This is a genomic window from Mesorhizobium sp. GW821-FHT07A06, assembly GCF_059419085.1.
Genome location: NZ_JBWKRC010000016.1, coordinates 37,405 through 62,129 on the forward strand (window position 1 = coordinate 37,405; position 24,725 = coordinate 62,129).

Below are 24,725 nucleotides of genomic sequence, written 5' to 3' on the forward strand. Positions count from 1 at the left end.
ACGGATTTGCAGTGCCGTCGATGTGCCGCGGGGCCTGGTCCAAGACGGCGGCGATCACGCCCACCAGTCCTGCCTGCCGACGCTAGGCCGTCTCACGCGATCAGGTCGGGACCGATCTGGCTGAACGCCGGCATGCCCGCGAGCTTCAGGCCGTTGGCGATGTCGTCCAGCAGGATGTCGAGCACCCTGGCCACGCCGGCTTCGCCGGCCGCCGCTCCAAACAGGGCGGCTCGGCCGATCGCCGCGGCGGCAGCGCCGCGCGCCCTGGCCTTGATCACGTCCATTCCGGTGCGGATTCCGGAATCGATCAGGATCGGAACCTCGGCGGCCACCGCCTGGCGGATGGCGGGCAGCGCATCGATGCTTGATATGGCGCTGTCGAGCTGGCGGCCGCCATGGTTGGAGACCCAGATGCCGTCGGCGCCGGCCGCCACCAGGCCTGCGGCATCGGCGGGGTGCAGGACGCCCTTTACCAGCAGCCGGCCCTTCCACCAGTCGCGGATCCGGCGGAAATCATCCCAGTCGAAACCGGCGTGGAGATTGCCGCCGACACGCGCGGCGATGGTCAACCCGGCGCTGGTGTCGCCAAGATAGCCGCGAACGTTCTCGAACTGGGGCAGCCCGCCGCGCAGCAGGCGCAGCGACCAGCCGGGATGGAGCATGCCTTCCCAGAGATGGCGAGGCGAGGGGCGCAGCGGGATCGATATGCCGTTCCTGATATCCTTTTCGCGTTTTCCCCCGGCCTGCAGGTCGACGGTCACCACCAGCGTCGAATAGCCGAATTCTTCCGCCCGCCGCACAAGCTCGCGGTTGAAGTCGAATTCCCTGAGCACATAGAGCTGAAACCAGAGCGGCCCCTGCACGGCCCTGGCCATGCGTTCGATGCTGGTCGTCGACATGGTGGACAGCGTGTAGGGAATGCCGCGCGCGGTCGCCGCCCTGGCGATGGCGATGTCGGCCCGCGGCCAGACCAGCGCGCATGAGCCCATCGGGCTGATCACCAGTGGTGTGGTGAAGGTTTGCGACCATAGCGATGTGGTCAGGTCCGGCCGCGATACGTCGGTCAACACGCGCGGCAGCAGCCGGATACGCTCGAAATCGGCGCGGTTGGCGCGAAGCGTCAATTCCTGTCCTGCCCCGCCATCGACGAATTCGAAGATCGACTTCGGCAGGCGGCGGCGGGCAAGGGTGCGGAAATCGTCGACTGAAACCCTGCGCGCGAGAGCGCCCATCTCAAACCCCGCCTGTTTCGAGCGTCGTGCCCGTCCGCTTGAGGCGGCCGGCAAGGAGGCTGAGCTCGGCATAGGCCTTGCCGGCGTCCGGATGCCAAGAGCGCACCGCCGCCTCCTGTTGCGCGACGATCGCGAGATCGCCGCGCGCCGCCGGTCCGGTCAGCGCCGCGGCCGGCCCCAGCCTTCCGACATTCTCGGCCGTGGCGGCAAGCAGGCGCGCGTTCAGTTGCCCGATGATTTCCTCTGGAACGCCGGCGCGCGCCCAGGCTTCCCGCGCCACCGCCTGCAGCACCACGGTGAAATTGTTCGAGAACACGGCGGCCGCGTGGTAGATCGCCTTGTATTGCGAGCTGAGCGGAAACGGCTGGCCGCCAATGTCGCGTATAAGCGCATCGACAACCGTAACAGCCTCGGCATCGCCTTCGACGCCGCAAAGTGTTCCTTCGAACTGTCCGACAGCCCTTGCCGGATCGGCGAATGTCAGCACGGGATGGACGCTTGCCAGATGCCAGCCGAGGGCCCGCAAGGGCTGCATCTCGGCCGCCGGCAGGAAGCCGCTGCAATGCACGGCGATGGAGGGCCGGTCCGGGGCCAGTTCCGCAAGCCGGGCCGCCACGTCCGCGATCCGTGTGTCCGACACGGTGAGCAACCAGAGATCGGCCGGTCGCATGTCGGCAAGCGCGGAAACGGCGGTCCCCGCGCCGATGAATTGAACCGCCCGGGAGGCAGCCTCCACGCCGCGGCCTGCAATGTCCTGAACCTCGTGCCCGCCGGCCAGGACGATCCGGCGCATGAGGGTCTGGCCCACCTTGCCGGGCCCAATCAGATTGATCTTCAGCTTCGTCATTTCAGCCTCATTCGACATTGGCCGAAGGCTATAGGATCGGCTTTGGCAAAGCAGGCGCAAACTTGTCCCGGCCAGCGGCTTTGGCGTGAGACCTCACGCCGCGGCCGCGAGCCGGTCGCAGACTGAATGGGTTATCTGGCGGGTGGACGCGCTGCCTTTCAGGTCGGCGCTGAGCAGGCCGCCGGCAAGGCAGGCTTCCGTCACGCTTCGAATGCGCCCGGCTGCCTGGTTGAGCTTCGCGTCGCCATGCTTGTGGCCGAGCCAGTCCAGCATGGAGGCGGCCGACAGGATGGTGCCATAGGGATTGGCGATGCCTTTGCCGGCAATGTCGGGCGCCGAGCCGTGTGCTGCCTGGAAGAAGCCGTTGGCGTCGCCGATCTCGGCCGAGGGCGCCATGCCCATGCCGCCGACGGTGGCGGCGGCAAGGTCGGACAGGATGTCGCCGAACATGTTCTCGCTGACGATGACATTGAAGTGGCCTGGCTTCAGCACGAGGTGCATGGCCATGGCGTCGACCAGCGCATATTCGGTCGCGATGTCGGGATAGTCCTTGGCCACCTCGTCGAAGACCGAGCGGAAAAAGGCGTAGCTGCGCAGCACGTTGGCCTTGTCGCAGCAAGTCACCCGGCGCACGCCGTCGCGCGGCGCCCCGCTTGACTGGCGCGCCAGTTCGAAGGCCTTGCGGACGATACGCTCGATGCCGGTGCGGGTCTGCACCAGCGTATCGACCGCGACCTCGCCGCGCAGCAGCCCGCCCGAGCCGCGCGCGGCGTAGAGCCCTTCGCTGTTCTCGCGCAGGATGATGTAGTCGATGTCGCCGGCCTTGACGCCGCGCAAGGGGCTCTCAACACCCTCGAAGAGCCTGATGGGGCGGATGTTGGCGTAGAGGTCGAGCTCGAAGCGCAGCTTGAGCGTGAAATCCAGCCCCGCTTCGGTGCCGTCGGGATGGACGACGCCAGGCAGGCCGCCCGCGCCATGCAGGATGGCGTCCGCCGCCCGGCAGGCCTGAAAGGTCGGTTCGGGAAAGCTCTGGCCGGTCTTCAGGAAATGCTCGGCGCCGGCCGGATATTCGCTGAAGCGCAGCGGGCTGTCGGGCCCGAGCGCGGCCTTCACCACCTCGATCGTGGCGGCGCAGACTTCCGGGCCGATGCCGTCGCCATGCACCACGGCGATCTCGTAGATATCCTTCATCGCCAAAACCTCACGGGCAACAGTTTCTCAGATGCACTTGCCGCCATCGACGTTGAGGTCGACGCCGGTGATCATGCTGGCCTCGTCCGAGCACAGGAAGGCGGCGGCGTTGCCCATGTCCTGGGGCGTCGACAGCCGGCCTATCGGGATGGTGGCGACGACGCGGGCGCGATTCTCCTCGCCGGAGCCGATGAAGGTCGACAGCAGCGGCGTGTCGCCGGCGACCGGGTTGATGGCGTTGACGCGGATGCCGAAGGGGGCGAGTTCCACCGCCATGGCCCGGGTCGCGGCGATCGCCCAGCCCTTGGAGGCGTTGTACCAGGTGAGGTTCGGGCGCGGCGAGACGCCGCCTGTGGAGGCGACGTTGAGGATCGCGCCCGACTTGATGGATTTGAAATGCGGCACCACGGCGCGCGAGCCATTGTAGATCGAGCGCATGTTGACGTTGGCGATCCTGTCGAACAGGCCCTCGTCCATCGTCTCCAGCGGCAAGGGCGGCTGGGCGACGCCGGCATTGTTGACCAGAATGTCGAGGCCGCCAAAGGCCGACCGGGCGAGATCGGCGGCCGCCTCGAAGCTTTCCAGTGTCGAGACGTCACCGGTGATCGGCCGCACCTTTTCGCCGATCTCGCTGGCGACCCTGGCCGCTGCCGCCTCATCACGGTCCATCAGCACGACCAGGGCGCCCTCGGCGACGAATTTCCTGACGATGCCTTCGCCAAATCCCGAACCGCCACCGGTGATGATGGCGACCTTGCCAGCAAGTCTCATATCTGTTCCTCCGTTGCCGGCACCATCGGGGAAGTCGCCGTGATTGCACAGTCCGATTATCTGAACGCCCTTTTAGCTTTCCTTGTTTGAGGTCCCCGGCAGCGGGAGTAATAGTCGCCACGGAATTCGTGAGGAGGACGCGATGACGCTGAATTTCGACCCGAGGGCGAAGGCCACGACGCTCTACCATGGCGAATTCCGGCCGATGTTCATCGGCGGCAAGTGGGTCGCGGCGCAGTCCGGCCAGGAAATGCAGGCGCTCAACCCGGCAACGGGCGAGGTGCTGGCGACGGTGCCGCGCGGCGGCGCGGCCGACATCGATGCCGCGGTCAAGGCGGCACGCGCGGCGTTCGAAGGACCTTGGTCAAAATTCTCGCCCTACGAGCGGCAGTGCGTGCTGCTGCGCATCGCCGATCTGTTCGAGACGCATTGGGAAGAGCTCAGCGTTTCCGACACGCTCGACATGGGCCTGCCGATCACGCGCACGCTGGCCAACCGGCGCCGCGTCATCGGCATGCTGCGCTTCTATGCCGGCATGGCGACAGCGCTGCATGGCGAATCCATCGACAATTCGATCCCAGGCGAGATCGTCTCCTTCACAAGGCGCGAACCGGTCGGCGTCGTCGGCGCGATCATTCCCTGGAACGCGCCGACGGCCGCCTCGATCTGGAAGATCGCGCCGGCGCTCGCCACCGGCTGCACCATCGTGCTGAAGCCCTCCGAGGATGCGTCGCTGACGCCGCTTTTGATCGCCAGGCTGATGCAGGAAGCCGGCGTGCCCGACGGCGTCGTCAACATCGTCACCGGCACCGGGGCCGAGGCCGGCGCGCGGCTGGCCGAACACCCAGACGTCAACAAGATCGTCTTCACCGGCTCGACGCTGACCGGCCAAGCCATCGCGCGGGCAGGGGTCACCAATCTCAAGCGCGTGTCGCTGGAACTCGGCGGCAAGTCGCCGATCATCGTCTGCCGCGACGCCGACATCGACAAGGCCGTTCCGGTCGCGGCGATGGCGGTGTTCGTGCATTCCGGCCAGATCTGCATCGCCGGCTCACGGCTGTTCGTGGCGCGCGAGATCCACGACGAGTTCGTGCGCCGGGTGGCCGAGTTCGCCAGTAAATTGCGCATAGGCCACGGCATCGAGGCGGAGACCGAAATCGGGCCGCTGATCAATGCCAGGCAGGCCGGCAAGGTGGAGGGCTACATCAAGGCCGGCAGCGCCGAGGGCGCGGAACTGGTCGCCGGCGGCTCGCGGCTGACGGGCGAGCTCTACGATGGCGGCAATTTCATCGCGCCGACGGTCTTCGGCGCGGTGTCGGACAAGATGACCATCGCGCGCGAGGAGATTTTCGGACCGGTCATTTCCGCGATGCCCTTCGACACGCTCGACGAAGCGGTCACGCGCGCCAATGCCACGCCGTATGGGCTGGCCGCCGGCATCTTCACCACCCATCTCGGCACCGCGCACAAGCTGGCGCGGCGCATCAAGGCCGGCTCGGTCTGGGTCAACATGTACCACGCCATCGATCCCGCCGTGCCGTTCGGCGGCATGAAGATGTCCGGCTACGGCCGCGAGGGCGGCATCGAGCACCTGCACGAGTATCTGGAGACGAAGGCAGTCTGGATCCAGACCGACTGACGGGGTGTGCCGGTATTCAGGTGAGGCCGGCCTGCAAATGGCTGATGCCTGCGCTTCCGGTGCTCACGTACGAAAAGTACGCTCCGCTCCGGTTCTCGGCATCAGCCATTTTCGACTCGGCCTGACCTGAATCTCGACACACCCCTGGCGTGCGCGCTGGGTGGGCGGTGCTCAGTGCGCCAGTTCGCGCAGGTTGGTGCGGATGAGGTTCATCAGCTGTTCGGAAAAGGAGTGGTGCACGTAGCCCCGCGCCGTGATGATGCCGACGGAGCGGTGGGCGTCGCGGTGGTCGATCGGCACGACGCGCATGCGCTCGTCATTGCGCGAGATGGCGATGCCGGGCACGACGCAGACACCCAACCCTGAGGAGGCGAGCGCCACCGCGGTCTGCGCGCTCTCGACCTCGTATTGCGGCTTGAGCTCGATGCCTTCGGCCGCCGTCAGCCGGTCGACGAGGCCGCGCACCGCCGTCTTGCGGTTGAGCAGGATCAGGGGATAGCGCAGCAGGTCGGAGAGCAGCAGCTTCTTCTCGCCGCCGTATATTTCCGTGGGAATGCAGGCCATCAGCGGATCGTCTAGGATGGATTCGAACTGGAAGTCGGTCAGGTTCGGCAATTCGGGGCCGATGTAGAACTCGACCTCCTGCTGCTGCAAAAGGCCAAGGGCCGCCTGCGGCGGGGTCTCGATGACCTCGACGACCGAGCGCGGATAGCGCAGCTTGAAGGTGGCCAATATGTCGCCCAGCCGGCTCGCGGCAAGCGTCGGGGCACAGGCGATCTGCACCTTGCCCTTGCGCCGCGCGGCGATCTCGGTCAGCCGGTCGAGGCTGGTCTGCACCTGCGACATCGCATTGGCGATCTCCTCGAACAGGACCTGGCCCTCCGGCGTCAGGCTGGCGCGCTGCGCGGTGCGGATGAAGAGCGAGATGCCGATCTGCTCCTCGAGGTCACGGATCTGCATGGAGACCGCCGATGGCGAGCGGTTGCTCTCTTCGGCGGCACGACGGAAGCTGCCGTTTTCGGCGGCAAGCAGGAACGTCTGCAGAAGTTTGAGGTTGATGCTGGACATGTCCGCTCGGGCAGGTGATCTGACCTCCTGACCTATTCAGACGCGGAACCGATTGCAAGGCAATAGGCCTGGCCAGGCATTGGTCCTGGCTTAGCCAGCGAACCTTTCTCTTCTTGGCGGCGCTCAGTGCACGGCGGCAAACATGACGCGTTCCTCGGTCGCTTCCGACAGCATCATCTCCTCGACCACGCGGCCGCGCTTGACGACCAGGATGCGGTCGGAAACGGCAAGGATTTCAGGCAGATAGGAAGAGATGACGACGACGGCCATGCCCTGGTCGGCGAGATCGCTGATGAGCTGGTGGATCTCGACGATGGCGCCGACGTCGACGCCGCGCGTCGGCTCGTCGAAGATCACCAGTTTCGGCTTCTGGATCAGCGACTTGGCGATCACGACCTTTTGCTGATTGCCGCCGGAAAGTTCGATCATCCGGGCGCGGTCGCTGGTCTGCCGCAGGCTGAGCCGCTCGCCCCATTCGCGGGCAAGCTGCCTGGCGCGCGCCAGCGACACCATCGAGACCGGGTTGGCGCCTTCGGTGAGTTCGCCGATCTGCAGGTTCTCGCCGGCCGTCATGGTCTCGAAGAAGCCGTCGAGCTTGCGGTCCTCTGTGACATAGACGATGCCGTCGCGTACCGCCGGCCTCGGTACGCGGTAGCGCACCGACTTGCCAAGCAGGCGGATTTCGCCGCCGTGGAAGATGTTGCGCTTCAACAGGCCGGCAACGACCTTGGCCATTTCCGTGCGGCCGGCGCCGACGAGGCCGAACATGCCGGTAACCTGGCCCGAAAAGACCGAGAAGGACGAGTTACGCACCAGGCCGGCACAGGACAGGTTCTCCACCGAAAGTACCTTGTCGCCATAGGGCCGCGCCGCGCGCTTGACCTCGCCATGCAGCGTTTCGGTCAGGGTGCGGCCGACCATCGCCTGCACGATGGTGGCGCGAGTGAAGCCCTTGGCGTCTCCGGAAGCGACGATCTCGCCGTCGCGCATGACGGTGATGCGGTCGGCGACATCAAGCGCCTCTTCCAGCGCGTGGCTGATGAAGATGATGGCGATGCCTTCCTTGACCAGGCGCTGCAGCAGGTTGAAGAAGTGGCTCTTCTCCTCAGGCGTCAGCGTCGCGGTCGGTTCGTCGAAGATGATGACGCGAGCCTTGTGGTGGACGGCGCGCGCGATCTCCACCATCTGCTTGTGCGCCGCGCCCAGCGTGCTGACCTGCGCGGTCGGGTCGACCTGAAAGCCCATGCCGGCGAGGAATTGTCGGGCCTGGATGTAGAGGCCGCGCAGCCGGTTGAACATCTTCTCCTCGCCGAGATAGAGGTTCTGCGCAACTGTCATGGCCGGCACCAGATTGGTCTCCTGGAACACCATGGCGATGCCGGCGCGCAACGCTTCGGCGGGCGTGGCGAAGGACACGTCCTTGCCGTCGAAGGTCATCTTGCCCTCGGTCAGCTTGAACACGCCCGCCATGACCTTGGTCAGCGTCGACTTGCCGGCGCCGTTTTCACCGAGCAGCGCGTGGATCTCGCCCTTGCGCAGGTCGAAATTGACGTTCTTGAAGGCGGGGATGCGCGAGAAGGCCTTGGTGGCGTCCCTGAGCTCGATGATGTTATCCGACATCGCTTAACCCCGCTTGCCGCCGGCGGCGCCTGCCACGCGCACCACCCTCGAGCCGCCGCGCGAGGCGACCAGCAGGTCGTCACCCGCCTCGCAGGCGCTCACGGTGCCGTGCACCGTGCCGTCGGCGCGCGAATGGAAACTCGACAGCGGCTTCATGTTCTGGTCGCAGTGCACCACCAGCCCGTAGGATCGGGTGACCGCGTAAGGCTTCAGCACATTCATCTGCTTGAGCTGGCTGCCCTGCATCGGTTCACGGTAGTCGCGCCATGAGTTCAGCGACGGCGCCATCCAATAGGCTTCCGGGACCTCGGCCAGCATTCGCTTGCGGTAGGCCTCCTCGCGCAGGATGAACTCCACCAGCTGGTTGCGGACGGAATAGAAGGTCAGCCAGTAGCCGGCATTGAAGGCAGGCGCGATGCGCGCGGGATAGGCCGGAAGGTGTTCCAGCACCGGCATGGTCGCCTTGGTGGCAAGGTCGATGGCCAGCACGCGATGGCGCCAGGCTTCGGTGACGTAGATGCGGTTCGAGCCGGTGGTGGCGATGCCGGCCGGCCAGGCGAGGTCGTCACGGATCAGCTCCAGCCGGCCGCTCTTGAGGTCAAGACGCCAGAGCGAACCGGAAGCGTTCTTCTGCATCAGGTCGCGGCGCCAGCCGGCCGCGGGTACCGAGGCCGAGCCATTGGCGATCAGCAGGCTATTGCTGTCGAGGAAGGTGAGGGCGGTGATGCAGGAGAGCCGCCGCGCTTCGTCGCCTGTTGCTTCGCGCCCGTCATGCAGGCCACCCCGGATGACGACACCCTTGCCGTCGATCGCCAGCGCGGTCATGCCTCGGGCATGGGCGAGCGCCGTGATCTCACCGGGAAATTCCCGCAGCACCTCCGCATGGCCGTCGACGCCAAAACGCACCAGCGAGGCGGCACTGCTCGCCAGCACGCCCTTGTCGGTGCGCACGAGATTGTCGGCCTCGGCGAGGCTGGCGAAAGTCTCGGCTTCCTCGAGGCCCTGGTTGGGCAGCAAGGGGCCGTCAAGCGTCGGCACCGTCACCGCCCAGTCGCCACGGCCGAGAAAACGGTCGAAAAGCTGGCTCACGGCGCTCATGCTTTTTTGCCCCAGTAGGAATCCGAGCTGAACCAGTTGGGATCGACGCCCTTGAGCGGCAGCGTGCCCATGCGGTTGTTGAAGATGCCGCAGAGATAGAGCACGCCCTTGTGCTCGCGCATCGAGGTGATCATCGGATGCTTCTCGCCGGCGCGGTCCCAGAGGCTTTCGAGAATCTGGCCCTTTTCGTCGAAACGCAGCACGCAGCCGGTGTTGAGGTTGGGCATCAGCCAGGCATCTTCCGAGACGCGCCGCGCCATGCGGCGGCGGAAGCCCGGCATTTCCAGCGACAGGTCGAGCGCCGGCGTGCGCATCCCCATCAGGGCCAGCCAGTAGGTGCCGTCCGAAGCCCTGTTGATGTTGTCGGGATAGCCGGGCAGGCCCTCGATGACACGCTCGACCTTGCCCTTCTTCGGGCCGTCGAAATAGTAGCGGCTGATGCGGCAGGCCCAGCTTTCGGCGAACAGCACGGACTGGCCGTCGAAGGCCGTGCAGATGCCGTTAGGGAAGACCAGGTTCGACAGCAGCGTGCGGGTCGAGCCGGATTTCGGATCGTGGACGATGATGCGCCCGTTGCCGCGGCTTTCCAGGGCATCGGCGTACCAGTCATGCATCTCGAAACGCACGGTGGCTTCCGAGAAGACGATGCGGCCGTCCGGGAGAATGTCGCAGTCGTCGGCGAGCTTCATGGTCGAGTCGTCGACGACCGATGTCAGCGAGCGGTTGGTCTCGGCCGTCAGCAGCTTCACATCGCCATTCGGAGCGACCCGGTAGAGGCCCATGCCGGCGACGCAGATGACCAGATTGTCGTCGCGGTCGAAGGCCATGCCGAGCGGCGAACCGCCGATATGGGCGAACACTTCCCTCTCGGTGTAATGCGGCGGCTTGAAGCGCAGTATGTCGCCCTGGCGGGTGCCGGTGTAGAGCCGGTCCTGGCGGTCGAAGATGACATCCTCCGCGCCGTCGAGGACGCCAAGGCCGATGACGCCGACATCCTTCAGCCTGTCGTTCACCGCTATCGGCGTGCCCGGCGCGGTCGAGATCGGTTCGCGCATCTTGGCGAAGGTCGGCGAGATGTAGACGCTGCGCAGGATCTTGTGGCGGTTCTTCACCCAGCGCACGTCGAGCAGGACCGAGAAAAGCAGCACGAGACCGAGGATCAGGTAATTGACCGGGCCGGACACAGCCAGGGCGAGCAGGCTGTTCGACAGGACGAGCACGAAGATCGTTCCCATCAGCGCCTTGGCTACCGAGCCGCGCCCGCCGCCAAGCGAGATGCCGCCGAGCACCGTCGCGGTCAGCACCTGCAGTTCGAGCCCGGTGCCGATATCGGAAGCGGCACTGCCGATGCGGGCCGAGAAGAAGAAGCCGGAGAGCGCGACCAGCACCGAGCACAGCACGTAGGCGCTGAACAGGGTGAAGCGCACATTGATGCCGGCATTGTAGGCGGAACGGCGCGCGCCGCCGACCGCGAACAGCCGCCAGCCATAGCGGGCGCGCGAAAGCACAAGATGGATCACCAGCGCGATGACCACGAAGACGACGAAGGAGGTCGGCACGCCCCAGATCGTGCCGAAGCCGAGAAAATCGTAGATCGGGGAATCCGGCCCGCTGGTGACGATCGGCGTCGAGACCCGCGGGAAGATGACGTCGAAGGTCGAGCGGTAGATGATGAGCGTCACCAGCGTGGTCAGGAAGGCCCGCATGCGCAGGAAGCCGACCAGGAAGCCGTTGATGGCGCCGCAGACGATGCCAAGCCCGAGGCAGGCCAGCAGGCCGGTGCCGAAACTCCATTGCCCGACATTCATGCCGTAGAGCGTCACCAGCACGGCCAGCGCGAAGGTCGAACCGACCGACAGGTCGATGCCGCCCGAGACCATGACGATGGTCATGCCGAGCACGACCAGGCCGAGCTCGGCGGTCTGGCCGCTGAGATTGGTCAGCGTCGCGACGCTCCAGAAGCCCGGCACGATCGAGCCGAAGATCGCGCACAGAATGACCAGCGCAGTGAAGGGGATGACGCTGTCGATCCACTTCTTGGTCAGGATCTCCCCGACCACGTGGTCGGGGAGCAGGCGGTAGCGCCAGCGCACGAGGCTTTCGGCCATGCTCATCAGGACAGTCCGTTACTTGAGCTCGTCCAGCTTCCAGCAGTTCCTGCCGGTGGCATTGGTCTTGTCGACACGGGTGATCGGACCGAAGAAGATGGTCTTCTCGCTGCCCGCCTGCCGCTCGGGATGCTGCAGCAATTCCGAAATCTGCTGCGCGGCGATCTCCGCCTGGATGGGCGAGTTGAAGTTGAAGATCACATCGAGCAGGCCGTTCTTGATGCTCTCGCAGCCGGTGGCGCTGCCCGCGCCATTGGTGACGATGGTCACCTGGTCCTGCTTGCCGGCGGCCGCGACAGCGGCACCGGCGCCGACTTCGGCGTTGTCCCAGATGCCCATGATGCCGCACAGGTCCGGATGCTGCTGCAGGACCGTCTCGGTGATCTGGCGGGCCTTTTCGCTCATGTAGTCGGCCGGCTGGTCGGAGACGAGCTGCAGTTCGGGATTGGCCTTCAGCACCTCATCGATGCCGGTGCGCATGTAGATGTTGGCCGCACCCGTCTGCACGCCGGCAAGCCAGACCACCTTGTGCGAGACGGCATTCGGCCCGGTGCAGTGCTTGGCCAGTTCGCCCATTTCGAGGCGGCCCATCTCGATCCAGTCATTGCCGACATAGGAGTCGGTCTGCGTCGCCGACTGCATGTTGACCTGCAGCACCTTGATGCCGGCGGCCTGCGCCTGCTTCAGCAGGCGGGCATAGGTCTGCACGTCGGGGTTCTGCACGATGATCAGGTCCGGCTTCTCGGCGATGGCGCCCTGCATGGCGCGGATGCCGGCATTGGTGTCGCCGTTGGGGTCACGCACTTCGATGCTGAAGCCATAGCGGGCGGCATGGCGCTGCCACACCACCACCCAGGACTGGTTGAGGTCCATGCCTTGCGAGATCGGCACGAAGATCACCTTCTTGCCCTTGAGCGATTCCAGGTAGGGCGCACGCCCGACCTGGTCGGTTTCCTGCGCGGTGGTGACGTTCGCGGCGCTGAGCAGTGTCAGCGCCGTCAGGCCCGCGAACAGGCAGTTCTTGAACAACTTCATGGTTTCCTCCCTGATTGATGTTTCGGCTTGATGTTTTCAGATGTCGCCGCTTTGCGAGGTCTGCTCGTCGCGCGGATTGATGATGGCGTCGATCGCCAGCGCACCCAGCAGGATCACGCTCTTGATCAGGTTCTGGCTGGTGTAGCTGAAGTTCAGGATGGTCATGCCATTGGTCAGGATGCCGACCAGGATGGTGCCGACGATGACGTTGCGCACACCGCCCTGGCCGCCGGAGAGGCCGATGCCGCCCAGCACCACGACCAAGAGCACGTCGTAGATCAGGCTGGAATTGTAGAGGCGCGTGTCGATGCCGGTGACAAGCCCCAGCATGATGATGCCGGCGGTAAAGGCGATGAGCGCGCTCAACACATATTGCGTCACGATGATCGGGCGCGTCGGGAGGCCGGTGGTGCGGGCCGCGTTCGGATTGTCGCCGGTGGCGTACACCAGCCGTCCAAAGCGGGTCTTGCGCAGGAAGAAGCCCATCAGCGCCGCCACCGCCGCGAAGATGACCACGACCATCGGGATGCCGAGGATGGTGCCGCTGCCGATGAATTTCAGCCAGGCGATGTTTGATGGCGCATAGAGCACGTCGGAGGCAAAGACGATGCGGCCCGAGCCATAGACCGAGGAGGCGATGGCCAGCGTGGCGAAGATCGGCGGGATTTCGGCAATCGCCACCATGATGCCGGTGAACAGGCCGATGGCCGCCGCAAGAAGGGCGCCGCAGACCACGGCCAGCGTGAAGTCCACGCCCCAGGTGGAAATCCAGATGCTGAAGGCGACGCCGACCACCATCACCGCCACCATGGTGAGATCAATGCCGCGGCCGACGACGATGAAGCCCATGCCGACCGCCAGCGTGCCGAGGATCGAGACGTTCTTGAGGATGGCAATGATGTTGCCCTGGGTCAGGAAATTGTTGAGCGTCGCGGAGAAGACGAGGAAGAGGATGACCGAGATCGCGACGACGACGAGCTCCTGGGACATCTTGATGCCCATGCGCGCGCCGTCGGATTTGCCCGAACCAGCCAATTTCATTCCTCCCTCGCTGCCAGCCTCAAGCGGCAGCTTGCCCGCGCGGCGTTGCCGCTCCGGCGTTTCCTCCACAGCCCTGAGCCGGCTGCCTCCCTGAAGACCATTGCGGCTCGGGGCGGAAGGGGCAATTTCGATTTTCTGATGCGCTGTGCAGTTCGCTCCGGCGGACGGCAAATCGCGGGACAAGTAAACCGCTGCCTGGGAACCTTTGTTCGGCTGGTGATTTTGCCTATATAGGAATGCAAATGGCCAGAAGGGTGTTGCCGATGACGACGAAACGCTTTGCGATCTGCGCTCTTGCCCTGGCGATGGCCTGTGGCGTGTCCGCGCCGGCATTTGCCGGAGCCAAACATCGCCACCACCACACCCAGAGCCGATACTACAGCCAGGCCGGGTCCGAACGCTACGTTCCCGCCGATGACGATCTCATCGGCTTCCTGTTCGGTGGCCCGCGTTATTACGACCGGCAGCTGTTCACGACCGCCGCCGGCGCCTGCTCCTACGACAGGGTGAGCCCGGACGCGAACGCGACGAACAAGATCAACGACCATCACTGCGGGAAATGAAGGCCGGAGAGGTTCAGGCTGCTCCCCATCCCGCAAAGCGGTCGGGGCGCAGCCATTCCTGGCCTGGATTGCCGTCGCCGGAAAGCACGGCATCGACCAGCCAGCGCGCCGTGGTTTCCGGCTGCCTTGCAATCAGCGCCGCACGATGTTGCCGGCCAGTGCCGGTTCCCCGCGGTTAGTCGTGGCGTCTACGACGCTCGCATCAGTTTGCCGTATCGCTTGACCAGCCGGTCGCGCTTCAGGCGTGTCAGCCTTTGCGTCCAGAAGAGCCCGTCCAGCTGATCGATCTCATGCTGGTGGCAAACCGCCAGCAGGCCATCGGCGTCCTCGAACCGCTCGTTGCCATCCAGATCCTGATAGCGGACCCGTATGCGGGCGTGGCGCTCGACGTCCTCCGTGACGCCGGGCATCGAAACACTGCCTTCCGCCTGACGGATCATTTCGGTCGAGGCCTGGATGATCGACGGATTTACATAGATCCCCGGTTTTGCGGCGGAAGGAAGCTGGATCACGACCAGGCGTCTCAGAATGCCGACATGCGGGCCGGTGATGCCGATCCCGGGCGCCGCGTGCATGGTGTCAACGAGGTCGCTGGCCAATCCGTGCAGGTCGCTGTCGAACAGCTGTACAGGTTCCGCCACGGCGCGGAGGAGGGGATTGGGGAACCTTATGATCTGCCGAACCGCCATGGACCACTTCACAAATCGCCAATCATTGCCTTTCAGCGGGACCGCAGGCGATCGACGGCCCCTCGGCATGAGACACGACGCGGCCGGTCAACCCCTGTGTACGGCGTCCTTTGGTGTTGCTCAAGGCGACGGTGTGTAACCCCGCTGTTTTGGCATTGAAGCACGCGCTGCTCGCATATACTTCAGGGCCATGAAAAAAATCGGTTTCCTGTCATTCGGGCACTGGACGCCCTCGTCGCAATCGCAGGTGCGCTCGGCTTCCGACGCGCTGCTGCAATCCATCGATCTCGCCGTCGCCGCCGAGCAGCTCGGCGCGGACGGCGCCTATTTCCGCGTGCATCATTTTGCCCGCCAGCTCGCCTCGCCGTTCCCGCTGCTGGCGGCTGTCGGCGCCAAGACCAGCCGCATCGAGATCGGCACCGCCGTCATCGACATGCGTTACGAGAACCCGCTCTACATGGCCGAGGACGCGGGTGCCGCCGACATCATCGCCGGAGGCCGCCTGCAGCTCGGCATCAGCCGTGGCTCGCCCGAACAGGTGATCGATGGCTGGCGCTATTTCGGCTACCAGCCGCAGGAAGGCAAAAGCGACGCCGACATGGCGCGGCATCACGCCGAGGTCTTTCTCGACACGCTGCGCGGCGAAGGCTTTGCACAACCCAATCCACGGCCGATGTTCCCCAACCCGCCCGGCCTGCTTCGGCTCGAGCCGCATTCGGAAGGCCTGCGCGAGCGCATCTGGTGGGGCGCCGCCACCAACGCTACCTCGGAATGGGCGGCCAAGCTCGGCATGAACCTGCAGAGCTCGACGCTCAAATTCGACGAAAGCGGCAAGCCGTTCCACATCCAGCAGGCCGAACAGATCCGGATCTATCGCGAAGCCTGGAAGGCGGCCGGGCACGAGCGCGAGCCGCGCGTCTCGGTCAGCCGCAGCATCTTCGCGCTGGTCGATGATCGCGACCGCGCCTATTTCGGGCGTGGCAACGAAAGCCGCGACCAGATCGGCTTCATCGAGGAGAACACCAGGGCGATCTTCGGCCGCAGCTATGCCGCCGAGCCGGATGTGTTGATCAAGGAATTGGCGCAGGACGAAGCGATCGCCGAGGCCGACACGCTGTTGCTCACCGTGCCCAACCAGCTCGGCGTCGACTACAACGCCCATGTCATCGAGGCGATCCTGACCCATGTCGCGCCGGCACTGGGCTGGCGCTGACGGCCACGCCGTGTAACCATCCCCGAGGCGCGCGGTTCAGGGAGGTTCACGGCATGGCGAAGAAGGCCCTGATTGCCTGGGGCGGCTGGGAAGGCCACACGCCCGAGCGCAGCGCAGAGGTTGTGCGCAAACTGCTTGAGCGCAACGGATTTGATGTCACGCTGGGCGAGGGCACGGCGATGTTCGCCGATCCGCAATTGCCTTCCTTCGATCTGATCGTGCCCGTCATCACCATGTCGACGATCGAGAAGGCCGAGCTTCAGAACCTGACGCAGGCTGTTCGCGGCGGAAGTGGGCTCGGCGGCTTCCACGGCACGATGGGCGACAGCTTTCGCAACGAGCCCGACTACCAGTTCATGACCGGCGGCCAGTGGGTCGCGCATCCCGGCAACATCATCGACTATCAGGTGGTCATTACCCGGCCGGACGATCCGATCACCAGGGGGATCGGCGACTTCGCCTACCGGTCGGAGCAGTATTACATGCATGTCGACCCGAGCAACGAGGTGCTCGCGACGACGATTTTCAGCGATGCGCATTTCCCGGGCATTGGCGGGGTCGTCATGCCGGTGGTGTGGAAGCGGCGGTATGGCGCGGGGAAGGTTTTCTACAGTTCGCTTGGGCACACGGCGGATGAGTTCGCGGTGCCGGAGATGGCGTTGATCGTGGAACGCGGTTTGCTCTGGGCGGCGCGAGGTTGATCTCTGGCCGCTGCGGTACCCGCATCCCTGCCATGCTGGAAAAGCGGCCATCACCGCACTACCATCCGCTGAATAGCAAAGGGGGATGGAATGGATCATCAGCGGACTGTATTCTTGATCGGAGGCGGCACGGGCGGAGACGAGGAAGCCGTGTTTACACTGCATGTCGACGGCGCCGTCTGCAGCCTCACATGCGGCTACCGAGACAAGGTCATCAAGGCCGAAGAGGAAGACTTTTTCGAGGCTCTGTTCCAGATCCGTCAGGCACTCGAAGCCGACGGTTTGCTGCCCTTCTGTTACGGGGCAAGTGCCAATGTCTATCCCGAGAATACCGTGATGGAGAAAAGTCGCGGATTGATAGCCTGCAAGGTGAAGATGGGGCGGTTTCCCCAGGAGACCGACTTGGTCGACATCTTTGATGATGGCGTCGACGTGATTCCGGTTTTCGTTCATATGCAACAGGAATTTTGGGAAGAATGGCTGGCTTCGCTGCCTTCCTAGTCCCCGGCGCTCATCCAATCCCGCCGGTGACAAGATAGGCACCGGCGGCGCGCCCATCCTGGAGCCGTACCACCGCCGTCACGATCGAGCCATAAGAGCCGCGCCAGACGCTGTGGAACTGCTTGTGCTCGGCGATGGGAACCAGCGCCCGCCCGCTGAAGCGCCCGCCGCTGCGGTGCATGGCGACGGGCTCTCCGTTGACGTGCACCTTGATGCTGGCGTTCTCCGCCTCGACCGGCAGGTCGAGCGTGATCGCGATCTCGTCCCGATCGCCCGAAGTCCGCGTCTCGGCGGCAAGCGCGATTGCCAGCGGTGGCGCCTTGCCGCCGCCGGCTTGAGCGGGCCGGCCTGAAAACACATCATCGGCCAGTTCCGGCGTGCGTGGCGGGCTCGTGCGGCGCTGCGTGGCGCGTTCATAGTCGCCGGCCATGCGCAGCAGCCTTTCGTCGTCATAGGCCTTGCCGGCGAAGGTGAGGCCGACGGGCATGCCGATATCGGCCATGGTGCCCATCGGCACGGTGACGGTCGGGATGCCGAAGTGACGCCAGACCAGATTGCCGTTGGCGACCCAGGTGCCGTTGCGCCAGGCGAGCGCGGCCGACGCCTCGTTGATGTCGGCGTCGGCGGGGCCGACATCGGCCACGGCGGGCAGCACGACGGCGTCGATGCCCTGTGTGTCCAGCCAGTCCTCGAAATCGACGCGCCTCGTTGTTTCCAGCCCCTTCAGCCCATCCGCAATAGTCGGAATGTCCCTGAACGGCGTGACGCCGGATTTCGCGCGCTCGACATATTCAGCGACATCGAAGCCGCCTTCATAACGGTCGGGCAGCGTGCCGGGCGGCGGCGGAAAGATACTGGGGCCGTCGACCGAGGCGAGATCGAGCAGCGCCGGGTCGGCATTGGCGCGCAGGAAATCGTCCCAGCCCCAGATGCAGAGGTCCCAGATTTCGCGGTCGGCGAAATCCGGCGGCACCAGCCCGCGCTCTACCATGGTGCGCGCGCCGGGGCGGTCGCGTTCATAATTGGAGACGACGGGAAAATCGACCTCCACCACCTCGGCGCCCAGCCTTCCAAGGTCGGCCGCTGCCCGCTCCCACAGCGCAAGCACCGAGGCCCGGGTTTCGATCGGCCGGTCTGCCTCGCTGTCGCGGCCGATATACATGCGGGGCACGCCGAGCCGTTTGCCCTTCAGTGAACCCGCGAGCGTCAATTCGGTGTAGCGTGGCGGCCGCGCCTCCGAACTCGTGGGCAGCGCGACCCAGGGCTGCGCGCGCCAGAAGTCGCCTCGCGTCTCAGGATCGTCGGCGACGATGACATCGAGCAGTTCGAGCATGTCGGGCACGCTGCGCGTGTGCGGCACCACGACATCCATGGTCGGCACCAGTGGCCAGTTGCCGCGCACGGAAATCACGCCGCGCGAGGGCGTGTAGGCGACCAGCGCGTTGTTGGTGGCCGGCGCGCGCCCGGACGACCAGGTTTCCTCGCCAAGCCCGAAGGCGCAGAAACTGGCCGATGTCGCCGTGCCGGAGCCATTGGACGAGCCCGAGGCAAAGGCCGCGGTCAGGTAATCGGCATTGTAGGGGCTTTCGGCGCGGCCATAGACACCGCGCTGCATGCCGCCATTGGCCATTGGCGGCATGTTGGTGAGACCGACCAGCACCGCGCCGCCGGCGCGCAACCGGGCAATGGTGAAGGCGTCCTCATTGGCGACGAGATGCTCGAAGGCCGGCGAGCCGGCGGCGACCGTCAGGCCCTTGACCTTGTAGCTGTCCTTGGCGGTGTAGGGGATGCCGTCGAGCGGCCCGAGCAAGGCGCCGTCGAGGCGTCGCCGGTCGGAAGCGGCGGCCTCCTCGAACATATCAGGATTGAGTACTGGAACGGCGTTGAGGCTGATGCCGTGACGGTCGAAATGCGCGATGCGCCTGAGATACGCCCCGACCAATTCGACGCTGGTGACGAGGCCCTCGTCGAGCGCATGGCGCAATTGTTCGATGGTGGCTTCGACGATGTGAAGGCTGGCATCGGTCATCTTCTGGTCCCTGGGCGTTTCCAGGCCATGGATGAGCGAGGCCGCCGGCTTCGGCAAGGGCCAACAAGCAGTCTTTGTCGGAACGTGTTGTTCCTGCGGCCGCCAGCCGTGTTCAGATGGCGGTTGCCACGCGATTTTTGTGCGTCCCCCGCGTGACGTAGGCCCGGCAGGCGAGGCTGCTGGCATATACGTTCCATTAGGATAAGAAAAGCATCACCCGTTGCAACCTCCGGCGAGCGGTTGCGTTAACGGCCCCCGGGGGGACGCGAGGTTTGCATTGGACCGTTTTGAGATCCTGAACGAGCCGACAGGCACGTATTCGATTTTCGACCGATTCACGGAATTGCCGGCGACGGTGGGAGGCAGGACATTCATCGGGCTCTACCGGCACGAAGTGCCGCTGGCCCTGCTCGCCGCCATGGATGCTTTCCGGCCTGGAGCCGGGTCAATGCCGCCGTCACTCACGATGCTGGGCTGCTGGCGCCAACGAAATGGCTTGAAAGATCGTCAACTGGACGGCTTGCAAGCGTAAGTTGAAGCTCGCAGAAGTTGCGCCAAAAGCATATCATTGAAGAAAACACCGCCATTATCCCAGCATGAGGGGGAATCATGTCTGACCAGAATGCCCTTATCCGCGCGGCCATTGGACGACTGCTTTCGGAGAAAACCGGAGTCGCGGTCATTTCCATGAAAGAGAGCATCGCCGAGCTCCTGGCCATGACCGGTGCCGCGCTGACCGTCGAAACCCTGCAGGACCTGCTGCTGGAAATGGCGGAGGTGCGCGGCATGGCGGTCACGCTCGACGTCTAGGCAAGCCACCGCCTCACACTTTCGTGGAGCAGCTTCAGCGCAATTCGAACCCAGCCGGTACCCGTTCAGCCGCGTGGCCAGCGCGTTGCCGCGCCGGTGCCAGCGTGCCGTCGCCGTAGATCATGCGGCCGGCGCGGAAGGTGGCACGGACGCGTGGGACCGGATGGCGGTCGGCCACCACGAGATCGGCCAGGAGGCCGGGCTCTATGGCGCCGCGATCGGTGAGCCCCAGGGCCCCGGCAGGATTTGCGCTTGTCAGCGCCGCCGCGGTCACCAGCCCTTCGCCACGCAGTTCCGCCAGGCCGAGCACGGCCGGCAGGATCGAGGCCGGGTGGTAGTCGCTGGCCAGCATGTCGAGCAGCCCGGCCTCGTAGGCCTGTCGCGCGGAAAGATTGCCGGAATAGGATTCCCCGCGCAACGCGTTGGGTGCGCCCATGGCGGTGTGCATGCCAAGCCCGCGGGCTTCGCGCGCTGCCTCGAGTGTCACCGGGAATTCGCTGAGCGCGGCGCCCAGGCCATGGACGAGCTCCACCTTCTCCAATGTGTCGTCGTCATGCGAGGCCAGCACGACGCCATGGGCCCGCGCGCGGGCCGACAGGTCCTGCAGCGCGTTCAGCACATCGCCCTGGCCCTTGCGGCCGGCCATGCGCTTGCCGACGACCTCGGAGGCCGCGGCAACGGACATGCCGCGCTCGTTGGCGATGCGGGCGATGTAGAGTTCGACGTCGCGATATTGTCCCTGTCCGGGTGTGTGGTCCATCAGCGAGATCAGGTGCAGCCGGCCCGCATCCATCAGCTTCTGCAGCATGGCGATCGCGGGGGTGAAGGTCACCTCGAAGCGGGCATGGATGCGGTGGTCGACCAGCAGGTCGTCCTTCAGTTCGGCGATGGTCTCGATGATCGCCGACGTATGATCTTCCGAGCGCAGCACGCCGCTGGTGACACTGGCGCCGATGAAGGAGAGCGCGGCATAGGCCGTGGTGACGCCACATGAGGCAAGCTTCTTGTCGAGCTCGGCGATGCCGATCCGCATCGGCACGTGGACGCCGGTGCGCGGCTCGACTTCCTTCTCCACCATGTCGCCATGCATGTCGATGAAGCCCGGCAGCAGTAGGCGCCCGCCGCCCTCAATGTCGGCATGCTCGACCGGCGCGTCGCGGATTTCGGCAATCCGGCCGTCTTCGATCCTGACGGCGCCGTTCGGGACGACACGGTCGCGCAGGACGATCTCGAATTCACTCAGCCACATCTGATGTCTCTTGAAGGAAGCGGTTTTCAAGGTGGGTTTCGCGGTCGGCATGGCCGGCGACATCATCGGGGAGATGCGTCTCGAGGACCTTGCCGGGCCCGGATCGATAGCACGAGGGACGATCAATCAGGCGAAAATTGTATGGCCATCGCAGGTCCTGTAGCTTGGCGTGAACGAGTTGCGGGGGCGCTGACCCGGACGGACAGGTCGGTGGCTTATGTTCCACGAATCAACCGTCGCGCGTCACCATAGCGCCGTCCGCTATCGTCCTTGTGACACCGGGATCGTATGAAACGCGCGGCATGTGCCGCGGCCCTTGCCGCCAAATCGGTCGTTGCCGCCAAGTTTCTTCCGGCCGCGCTGACTCTTTTCCGAAAGCTCGAACGTCTTGGCTACAGTGAAGCAATGGAGCAGGGTCAAATGAGCCTCAAGGACAAGAAAATCGTGGTCACCGGTGGTAGCCGGGGACTGGGCCTCGGGCTGGTAGAAGCACTGGTCGAGCAGGGCGCCGAGGTGACGGTCGTCGCGCGCGGCGCCGAGGCGCTGGAGGCGGTCGGTGCGCGGCTTGGGGTCGCAACGATCCGCGCCGACGTCACGGACGAGGACGCCGCCTATCGCATCCTCGGCGAGGTTCGCCCCGACATAGTGGTGCTGAACGCTGGTGCCGCCCCCCGGATGGGCCGGCTGGATCAGTTGAAGTGGGAGGATTTCTCGGTCGCCTGGGAAACCGACGTCAAGGCCGGACTCTACTGGCTGCAAGCGGCGCTGAACCTGCCGCTCAAGCCCGGCAGCCGGGTGCTGGTGGGATCGAGTGGCGCCGCCGTTGGCGGATCGCAGATGTCGGGTGGCTATGGCGGCTCCAAGCGCATGCTGTGGTTCATGGCCAAATATGCCAATGGCGTGGCGCAGGAGAAGAAGCTCGGCATCCGCTTCCAGGCGATCGTGCCGCGGCAAATGATCCTCGGCACGGGAATCGGGGATGCGGCAGCCGGCGCCTATGCCGGCTCCATGGGCATCACGCCAGAACAATTCGTCACCCGTTTCGGCGCGCCGATGCCGCCCCGGGCGTTCGGCGACAGGGTGGTTTCCGTGCTGGAAGACCCGCAATATGCCGAGGGCGTCGTCTTCGGCCTCAACGGCGACGCGGGCGTAACGGTCATGGAGGATACAGCGGCTTGAGCGAGCGGGAGCCTGCCGTGGATCGCGACCGACAGGAAGGGCTGCTTGCCCTTGCGACCGCGCTGCGGCCGGAACTGCATCGCTATTGCGCGCGCCTGATGGGGTCGGTCATCGATGGCGAGGACGTGGTGCAGGACACGTTCGCGCGAGCCTTCGTCGCCCTGGACGAGCTGTGCGAGGTGTCGCAGCTCAGGCCCTGGCTGTTCCGGATCGCCCACAACCGCGCGCTGGACGTGCTGCGCAGCCGCGCGATCCGCGCCTCGGAACCCATCGAGGCCGCGCTTGAAGTTGCCGATGACAGCAAGGTCGATCCGGTGGAGATGCTGATGCGCAGGGAGGCGATAGAGACCGCCGTGTCGCGCTTCGCGGAGCTTCCGCTGCTTCAGCGCAGCGTCGTCATCCTCAAGGATGTGCTGGGCGAGCCGCTGGCCGAGATTGCCGGCTTGCTCGGCATTTCGGTCGATGCGGTAAAGGCGCATCTGGCGCGCGGCCGCGCCCGGCTTCGGCAGATCAATGCCCAGGCCAAGCCGCTTCCCGACGCGCGCATCGCGTCGGCCGCCGTGGCGCGCTATGTGACGCTGTTCAACCAGCGCGACTGGGATGGCTTGCGCGCGCTGCTTGCCGACGATGTGAGGCTTCAGCAGTCCATGCACCCGCCACGCTCGGGTGCCGCCGATGTCGGCATGTTCTTCACCATCTATGCCAAGAGCGATGGCTTGTGGCTCAAGCCGGCATGGGTCGAGGGCCGCGAGGTGATCGCCGTGTTCGAGCACCGGACCGCCCCGAAACCTATCCACTTCATGTGGCTGGAATGGCGGCAAGGGCGGATCAGCTTCATCCGCGACTATCGCTACGTCGGCTATGTTACCGACGATGCCGAACTGGTGCTGCCAGGCGACGCCGGATCCTTCGGCCGCGGCACCGGATAATGATGAGCGGCGACCTGGCGCCGATCTCGCTTGGCGACGTCCTGACCACCGGCAGCGATGCACGAGCATCACCGCCGGCCTGATGGCAAGGTTTGGCGGAGGTCGTTACCCGCGCTTTTCAATCACGGCGTATAGCACGTTGCGGTTCTCGCCGAAGTACACCCGCGCCTCGACGGTGTTGCGGTCGACGCTGGCATTGACGATGTTCCACATGTCGACTTCCGAGCGCAGCAGCAGCACCCAATCCATGAACGTTTCCCGGTAGCCGGCGTCGGGCGTGCCCTCGGCGTAGTTGGCGAACAGGAATGTGCCGTTCGGTTTCAGCATCTGCAGGCAGGTCTTGGTGAGCTTCACGGCGACGTTGTGCTGCAGGTAGTCGTAGAGGCCGGAGGCGTAGATCAGATCGAACTTGCCGAGCTTGTGGCCCCTGGTGAGCACCGTCCGCACAGAGCCGTCGATGGCCTCGACCGCGGTGCCCTGGAAGTCGCGCGCTATCAGTCCGACGCTCTGCGGATCCTGGTCGAGCGCCACCCAACGCTTGAGCCGGCCCTCGGCGAGCGCGACGGAGCGATTGGCTTCGCGCAAATGGCCGGCGGCGATCGCCAGCACCTCGGTCTCGGGTCCGTTCCTGGCCGCCGCCTCATCGACATAACGGGTCAGGAGATCGCGCCGTTCCCGCGCCGCGACGCATGACGGAACGTTCTGGGTATGGCTGTAGAGCGCCTTGCCGACCTCCGAGGCGTTGGCCACGCTCTCGGCCACGTGCGGGTCGCAATAGATGTAGTCGAGCAGTTCCGCGTCGCCGGAATACCCCCTGGGCTTGGTGAAGGACCAGTGCGTCAGCGGATCCTGGAGAAAGTAGTTCAGGATCGGGTGGTTCTGCGCCACCGGTATCAGGGCTTGCCAGACATCGGGATGAACCTTGGCACGCAGCGCATTGAGCAGCGACAGCAAGCGGCGCACGATCTCGGCGGGAAATTTCTGCTGCTCGATCTGTTGCTGTGTCGCGTGGAGGATGAGCGCCAGTTCCGCGCGGGCGGTTTCGAACGCTTCGCCATGATGCTCAAGCGTGCCTTTTGGCAGACCGCTGGCGATCATCTCTGCGGTAATCAGGCTTTGGCCATCGAACACGGTTTGCACACCAGGACTCCTTGGTTAACAGTCAGTTAACTTATTACTTAGAATGCTCCATTTGCCAACGGAGGGTCGACC

Annotated in this window: 23 protein-coding genes; 9 read left to right on the forward strand and 14 right to left on the reverse strand. The window is 65.1% G+C overall.

Annotated features, from left to right (window positions below):
- Positions 1-92: 92 nt before the first annotated feature.
- The 4 genes from AC07SZ_RS32045 to AC07SZ_RS32060 all read right to left on the reverse strand — a co-directional run bounded on the left by AC07SZ_RS32045 (position 93) and on the right by AC07SZ_RS32060 (position 4,041).
- Entirely contained in the window at positions 93-1,232 is a 1,140-nt protein-coding gene (locus tag AC07SZ_RS32045) for an alpha-hydroxy acid oxidase (RefSeq protein WP_494917482.1), read from the reverse strand.
- 1 nt (position 1,233) lies between these two features.
- Positions 1,234-2,079: a Rossmann-like and DUF2520 domain-containing protein gene (locus AC07SZ_RS32050; protein ID WP_494917483.1), complete on the reverse strand. Its 846-nt coding sequence runs from the start codon at positions 2,077-2,079 to the stop codon at positions 1,234-1,236.
- 93 nt (positions 2,080-2,172) lie between these two features.
- The gene (locus AC07SZ_RS32055; protein ID WP_494917484.1) at positions 2,173-3,270 is read right to left on the reverse strand and encodes an isocitrate/isopropylmalate dehydrogenase family protein; all 1,098 of its coding nucleotides are present in this window, start codon (positions 3,268-3,270) and stop codon (positions 2,173-2,175) included.
- A 27-nt stretch (positions 3,271-3,297) separates the two neighbouring features.
- Positions 3,298-4,041: a glucose 1-dehydrogenase gene (locus tag AC07SZ_RS32060; RefSeq protein WP_056570816.1), complete on the reverse strand. Its 744-nt coding sequence runs from the start codon at positions 4,039-4,041 to the stop codon at positions 3,298-3,300.
- Positions 4,042-4,183: 142 nt separating this feature from the next.
- Between AC07SZ_RS32060 and AC07SZ_RS32065 the strand changes: the two genes are divergently transcribed.
- Positions 4,184-5,680 carry an aldehyde dehydrogenase family protein gene (locus tag AC07SZ_RS32065; RefSeq protein WP_056570817.1) on the forward strand — a complete coding sequence of 499 codons (1,497 nt, stop codon included), beginning with the start codon at positions 4,184-4,186 and terminating at the stop codon, positions 5,678-5,680.
- Positions 5,681-5,851: 171 nt separating this feature from the next.
- Here AC07SZ_RS32065 and AC07SZ_RS32070 read toward each other — a convergent pair whose 3' ends face one another.
- The 6 genes from AC07SZ_RS32070 to AC07SZ_RS32095 all read right to left on the reverse strand — a co-directional run bounded on the left by AC07SZ_RS32070 (position 5,852) and on the right by AC07SZ_RS32095 (position 13,650).
- Positions 5,852-6,748: a LysR family transcriptional regulator gene (locus AC07SZ_RS32070; RefSeq protein WP_056570818.1), complete on the reverse strand. Its 897-nt coding sequence runs from the start codon at positions 6,746-6,748 to the stop codon at positions 5,852-5,854.
- Between the two features lie 123 nt (positions 6,749-6,871).
- Positions 6,872-8,368 (reverse strand): sugar ABC transporter ATP-binding protein, encoded by a 1,497-nt coding sequence (locus AC07SZ_RS32075; RefSeq protein WP_056570819.1) that lies wholly within the window; start codon positions 8,366-8,368, stop codon positions 6,872-6,874.
- A gap of 3 nt (positions 8,369-8,371) precedes the next feature.
- Positions 8,372-9,466 carry an NHL repeat-containing protein gene (locus AC07SZ_RS32080; RefSeq protein ID WP_494917485.1) on the reverse strand — a complete coding sequence of 365 codons (1,095 nt, stop codon included), beginning with the start codon at positions 9,464-9,466 and terminating at the stop codon, positions 8,372-8,374.
- Complete coding sequence (locus AC07SZ_RS32085) at positions 9,463-11,580, reverse strand: ABC transporter permease (protein ID WP_494917486.1); 2,118 nt, start codon at positions 11,578-11,580, stop codon at positions 9,463-9,465. Before AC07SZ_RS32085 ends, AC07SZ_RS32080 begins: the two co-directional genes overlap by 4 nt.
- Before the next feature lie 12 nt (positions 11,581-11,592).
- Complete coding sequence (locus tag AC07SZ_RS32090; protein ID WP_056570822.1) at positions 11,593-12,609, reverse strand: sugar ABC transporter substrate-binding protein; 1,017 nt, start codon at positions 12,607-12,609, stop codon at positions 11,593-11,595.
- Between the two features lie 36 nt (positions 12,610-12,645).
- Positions 12,646-13,650 (reverse strand): ABC transporter permease, encoded by a 1,005-nt coding sequence (locus tag AC07SZ_RS32095; RefSeq protein WP_056572036.1) that lies wholly within the window; start codon positions 13,648-13,650, stop codon positions 12,646-12,648.
- Between the two features lie 263 nt (positions 13,651-13,913).
- Between AC07SZ_RS32095 and AC07SZ_RS32100 the strand changes: the two genes are divergently transcribed.
- Positions 13,914-14,213: a hypothetical protein gene (locus AC07SZ_RS32100; protein WP_494917487.1), complete on the forward strand. Its 300-nt coding sequence runs from the start codon at positions 13,914-13,916 to the stop codon at positions 14,211-14,213.
- Positions 14,214-14,401: 188 nt separating this feature from the next.
- On the opposite strand, the gene AC07SZ_RS32105 is transcribed toward AC07SZ_RS32100, so the two are convergent.
- Complete coding sequence (locus AC07SZ_RS32105; protein WP_056570823.1) at positions 14,402-14,902, reverse strand: peptide deformylase; 501 nt, start codon at positions 14,900-14,902, stop codon at positions 14,402-14,404.
- A gap of 190 nt (positions 14,903-15,092) precedes the next feature.
- On the opposite strand from AC07SZ_RS32105, the gene AC07SZ_RS32110 reads away from it, so the two are divergent.
- The 3 genes from AC07SZ_RS32110 (at position 15,093) to AC07SZ_RS32120 (ending at position 17,317) form a co-directional block, all read left to right on the forward strand.
- Positions 15,093-16,115: an LLM class flavin-dependent oxidoreductase gene (locus AC07SZ_RS32110; protein ID WP_056570824.1), complete on the forward strand. Its 1,023-nt coding sequence runs from the start codon at positions 15,093-15,095 to the stop codon at positions 16,113-16,115.
- Positions 16,116-16,168: 53 nt separating this feature from the next.
- The gene (locus AC07SZ_RS32115) at positions 16,169-16,816 is read left to right on the forward strand and encodes a ThuA domain-containing protein (RefSeq protein WP_056570825.1); all 648 of its coding nucleotides are present in this window, start codon (positions 16,169-16,171) and stop codon (positions 16,814-16,816) included.
- 90 nt (positions 16,817-16,906) lie between these two features.
- Positions 16,907-17,317, forward strand: a complete 411-nt coding sequence (locus AC07SZ_RS32120; RefSeq protein ID WP_494917488.1) for a hypothetical protein — start codon at positions 16,907-16,909, stop codon at positions 17,315-17,317.
- A gap of 10 nt (positions 17,318-17,327) precedes the next feature.
- Here AC07SZ_RS32120 and AC07SZ_RS32125 read toward each other — a convergent pair whose 3' ends face one another.
- A complete protein-coding gene (locus AC07SZ_RS32125; protein WP_494917489.1) occupies positions 17,328-19,346 on the reverse strand; it encodes an amidase in 2,019 nt (672 codons plus the stop codon).
- Positions 19,347-19,623: 277 nt separating this feature from the next.
- On the opposite strand from AC07SZ_RS32125, the gene AC07SZ_RS32130 reads away from it, so the two are divergent.
- Both AC07SZ_RS32130 and AC07SZ_RS32135 read left to right on the forward strand, forming a co-directional pair.
- Positions 19,624-19,878, forward strand: a complete 255-nt coding sequence (locus AC07SZ_RS32130; protein WP_056570826.1) for a hypothetical protein — start codon at positions 19,624-19,626, stop codon at positions 19,876-19,878.
- 77 nt (positions 19,879-19,955) lie between these two features.
- Positions 19,956-20,156 carry a hypothetical protein gene (locus tag AC07SZ_RS32135; protein WP_056570827.1) on the forward strand — a complete coding sequence of 67 codons (201 nt, stop codon included), beginning with the start codon at positions 19,956-19,958 and terminating at the stop codon, positions 20,154-20,156.
- 34 nt (positions 20,157-20,190) lie between these two features.
- On the opposite strand, the gene AC07SZ_RS32140 is transcribed toward AC07SZ_RS32135, so the two are convergent.
- Positions 20,191-21,405, reverse strand: a complete 1,215-nt coding sequence (locus AC07SZ_RS32140) for an alpha-D-ribose 1-methylphosphonate 5-triphosphate diphosphatase (protein ID WP_494917490.1) — start codon at positions 21,403-21,405, stop codon at positions 20,191-20,193.
- A gap of 420 nt (positions 21,406-21,825) precedes the next feature.
- Between AC07SZ_RS32140 and AC07SZ_RS32145 the strand changes: the two genes are divergently transcribed.
- Both AC07SZ_RS32145 and AC07SZ_RS32150 read left to right on the forward strand, forming a co-directional pair.
- Entirely contained in the window at positions 21,826-22,584 is a 759-nt protein-coding gene (locus AC07SZ_RS32145) for an SDR family NAD(P)-dependent oxidoreductase (protein WP_056572041.1), read from the forward strand.
- Positions 22,581-23,513, forward strand: coding sequence for a sigma-70 family RNA polymerase sigma factor (locus AC07SZ_RS32150; protein WP_494917491.1), 933 nt, complete (start codon positions 22,581-22,583; stop codon positions 23,511-23,513). Before AC07SZ_RS32145 ends, AC07SZ_RS32150 begins: the two co-directional genes overlap by 4 nt.
- A gap of 105 nt (positions 23,514-23,618) precedes the next feature.
- Here AC07SZ_RS32150 and AC07SZ_RS32155 read toward each other — a convergent pair whose 3' ends face one another.
- The gene (locus tag AC07SZ_RS32155) at positions 23,619-24,653 is read right to left on the reverse strand and encodes a class I SAM-dependent methyltransferase (protein WP_056570830.1); all 1,035 of its coding nucleotides are present in this window, start codon (positions 24,651-24,653) and stop codon (positions 23,619-23,621) included.
- Positions 24,654-24,725: the final 72 nt, after the last annotated feature.

Bases quoted from the DNA above. Each gene is read 5' to 3' on its own strand.
- AC07SZ_RS32145 (WP_056572041.1), top strand. From the start codon at position 21,826: ATGAGCCTCAAGGACAAGAAAATCGTGGTCACCGGTGGTAGCCGGGGA.
- AC07SZ_RS32080 (WP_494917485.1), bottom strand. From the start codon at position 9,466: ATGAGCGCCGTGAGCCAGCTTTTCGACCGTTTTCTCGGCCGTGGCGAC.
- AC07SZ_RS32055 (WP_494917484.1), bottom strand. From the start codon at position 3,270: ATGAAGGATATCTACGAGATCGCCGTGGTGCATGGCGACGGCATCGGC.
- AC07SZ_RS32120 (WP_494917488.1), top strand. From the start codon at position 16,907: ATGGATCATCAGCGGACTGTATTCTTGATCGGAGGCGGCACGGGCGGA.
- AC07SZ_RS32075 (WP_056570819.1), bottom strand. From the start codon at position 8,368: ATGTCGGATAACATCATCGAGCTCAGGGACGCCACCAAGGCCTTCTCG.
- AC07SZ_RS32135 (WP_056570827.1), top strand. From the start codon at position 19,956: ATGTCTGACCAGAATGCCCTTATCCGCGCGGCCATTGGACGACTGCTT.
- AC07SZ_RS32125 (WP_494917489.1), bottom strand. From the start codon at position 19,346: ATGACCGATGCCAGCCTTCACATCGTCGAAGCCACCATCGAACAATTG.
- AC07SZ_RS32085 (WP_494917486.1), bottom strand. From the start codon at position 11,580: ATGAGCATGGCCGAAAGCCTCGTGCGCTGGCGCTACCGCCTGCTCCCC.
- AC07SZ_RS32070 (WP_056570818.1), bottom strand. From the start codon at position 6,748: ATGTCCAGCATCAACCTCAAACTTCTGCAGACGTTCCTGCTTGCCGCC.
- AC07SZ_RS32110 (WP_056570824.1), top strand. From the start codon at position 15,093: ATGAAAAAAATCGGTTTCCTGTCATTCGGGCACTGGACGCCCTCGTCG.
- AC07SZ_RS32095 (WP_056572036.1), bottom strand. From the start codon at position 13,650: ATGAAATTGGCTGGTTCGGGCAAATCCGACGGCGCGCGCATGGGCATC.
- AC07SZ_RS32060 (WP_056570816.1), bottom strand. From the start codon at position 4,041: ATGAGACTTGCTGGCAAGGTCGCCATCATCACCGGTGGCGGTTCGGGA.
- AC07SZ_RS32050 (WP_494917483.1), bottom strand. From the start codon at position 2,079: ATGACGAAGCTGAAGATCAATCTGATTGGGCCCGGCAAGGTGGGCCAG.
- AC07SZ_RS32115 (WP_056570825.1), top strand. From the start codon at position 16,169: ATGGCGAAGAAGGCCCTGATTGCCTGGGGCGGCTGGGAAGGCCACACG.
- AC07SZ_RS32045 (WP_494917482.1), bottom strand. From the start codon at position 1,232: ATGGGCGCTCTCGCGCGCAGGGTTTCAGTCGACGATTTCCGCACCCTT.
- AC07SZ_RS32105 (WP_056570823.1), bottom strand. From the start codon at position 14,902: ATGGCGGTTCGGCAGATCATAAGGTTCCCCAATCCCCTCCTCCGCGCC.
- AC07SZ_RS32100 (WP_494917487.1), top strand. From the start codon at position 13,914: ATGACGACGAAACGCTTTGCGATCTGCGCTCTTGCCCTGGCGATGGCC.
- AC07SZ_RS32140 (WP_494917490.1), bottom strand. From the start codon at position 21,405: ATGTGGCTGAGTGAATTCGAGATCGTCCTGCGCGACCGTGTCGTCCCG.
- AC07SZ_RS32065 (WP_056570817.1), top strand. From the start codon at position 4,184: ATGACGCTGAATTTCGACCCGAGGGCGAAGGCCACGACGCTCTACCAT.
- AC07SZ_RS32090 (WP_056570822.1), bottom strand. From the start codon at position 12,609: ATGAAGTTGTTCAAGAACTGCCTGTTCGCGGGCCTGACGGCGCTGACA.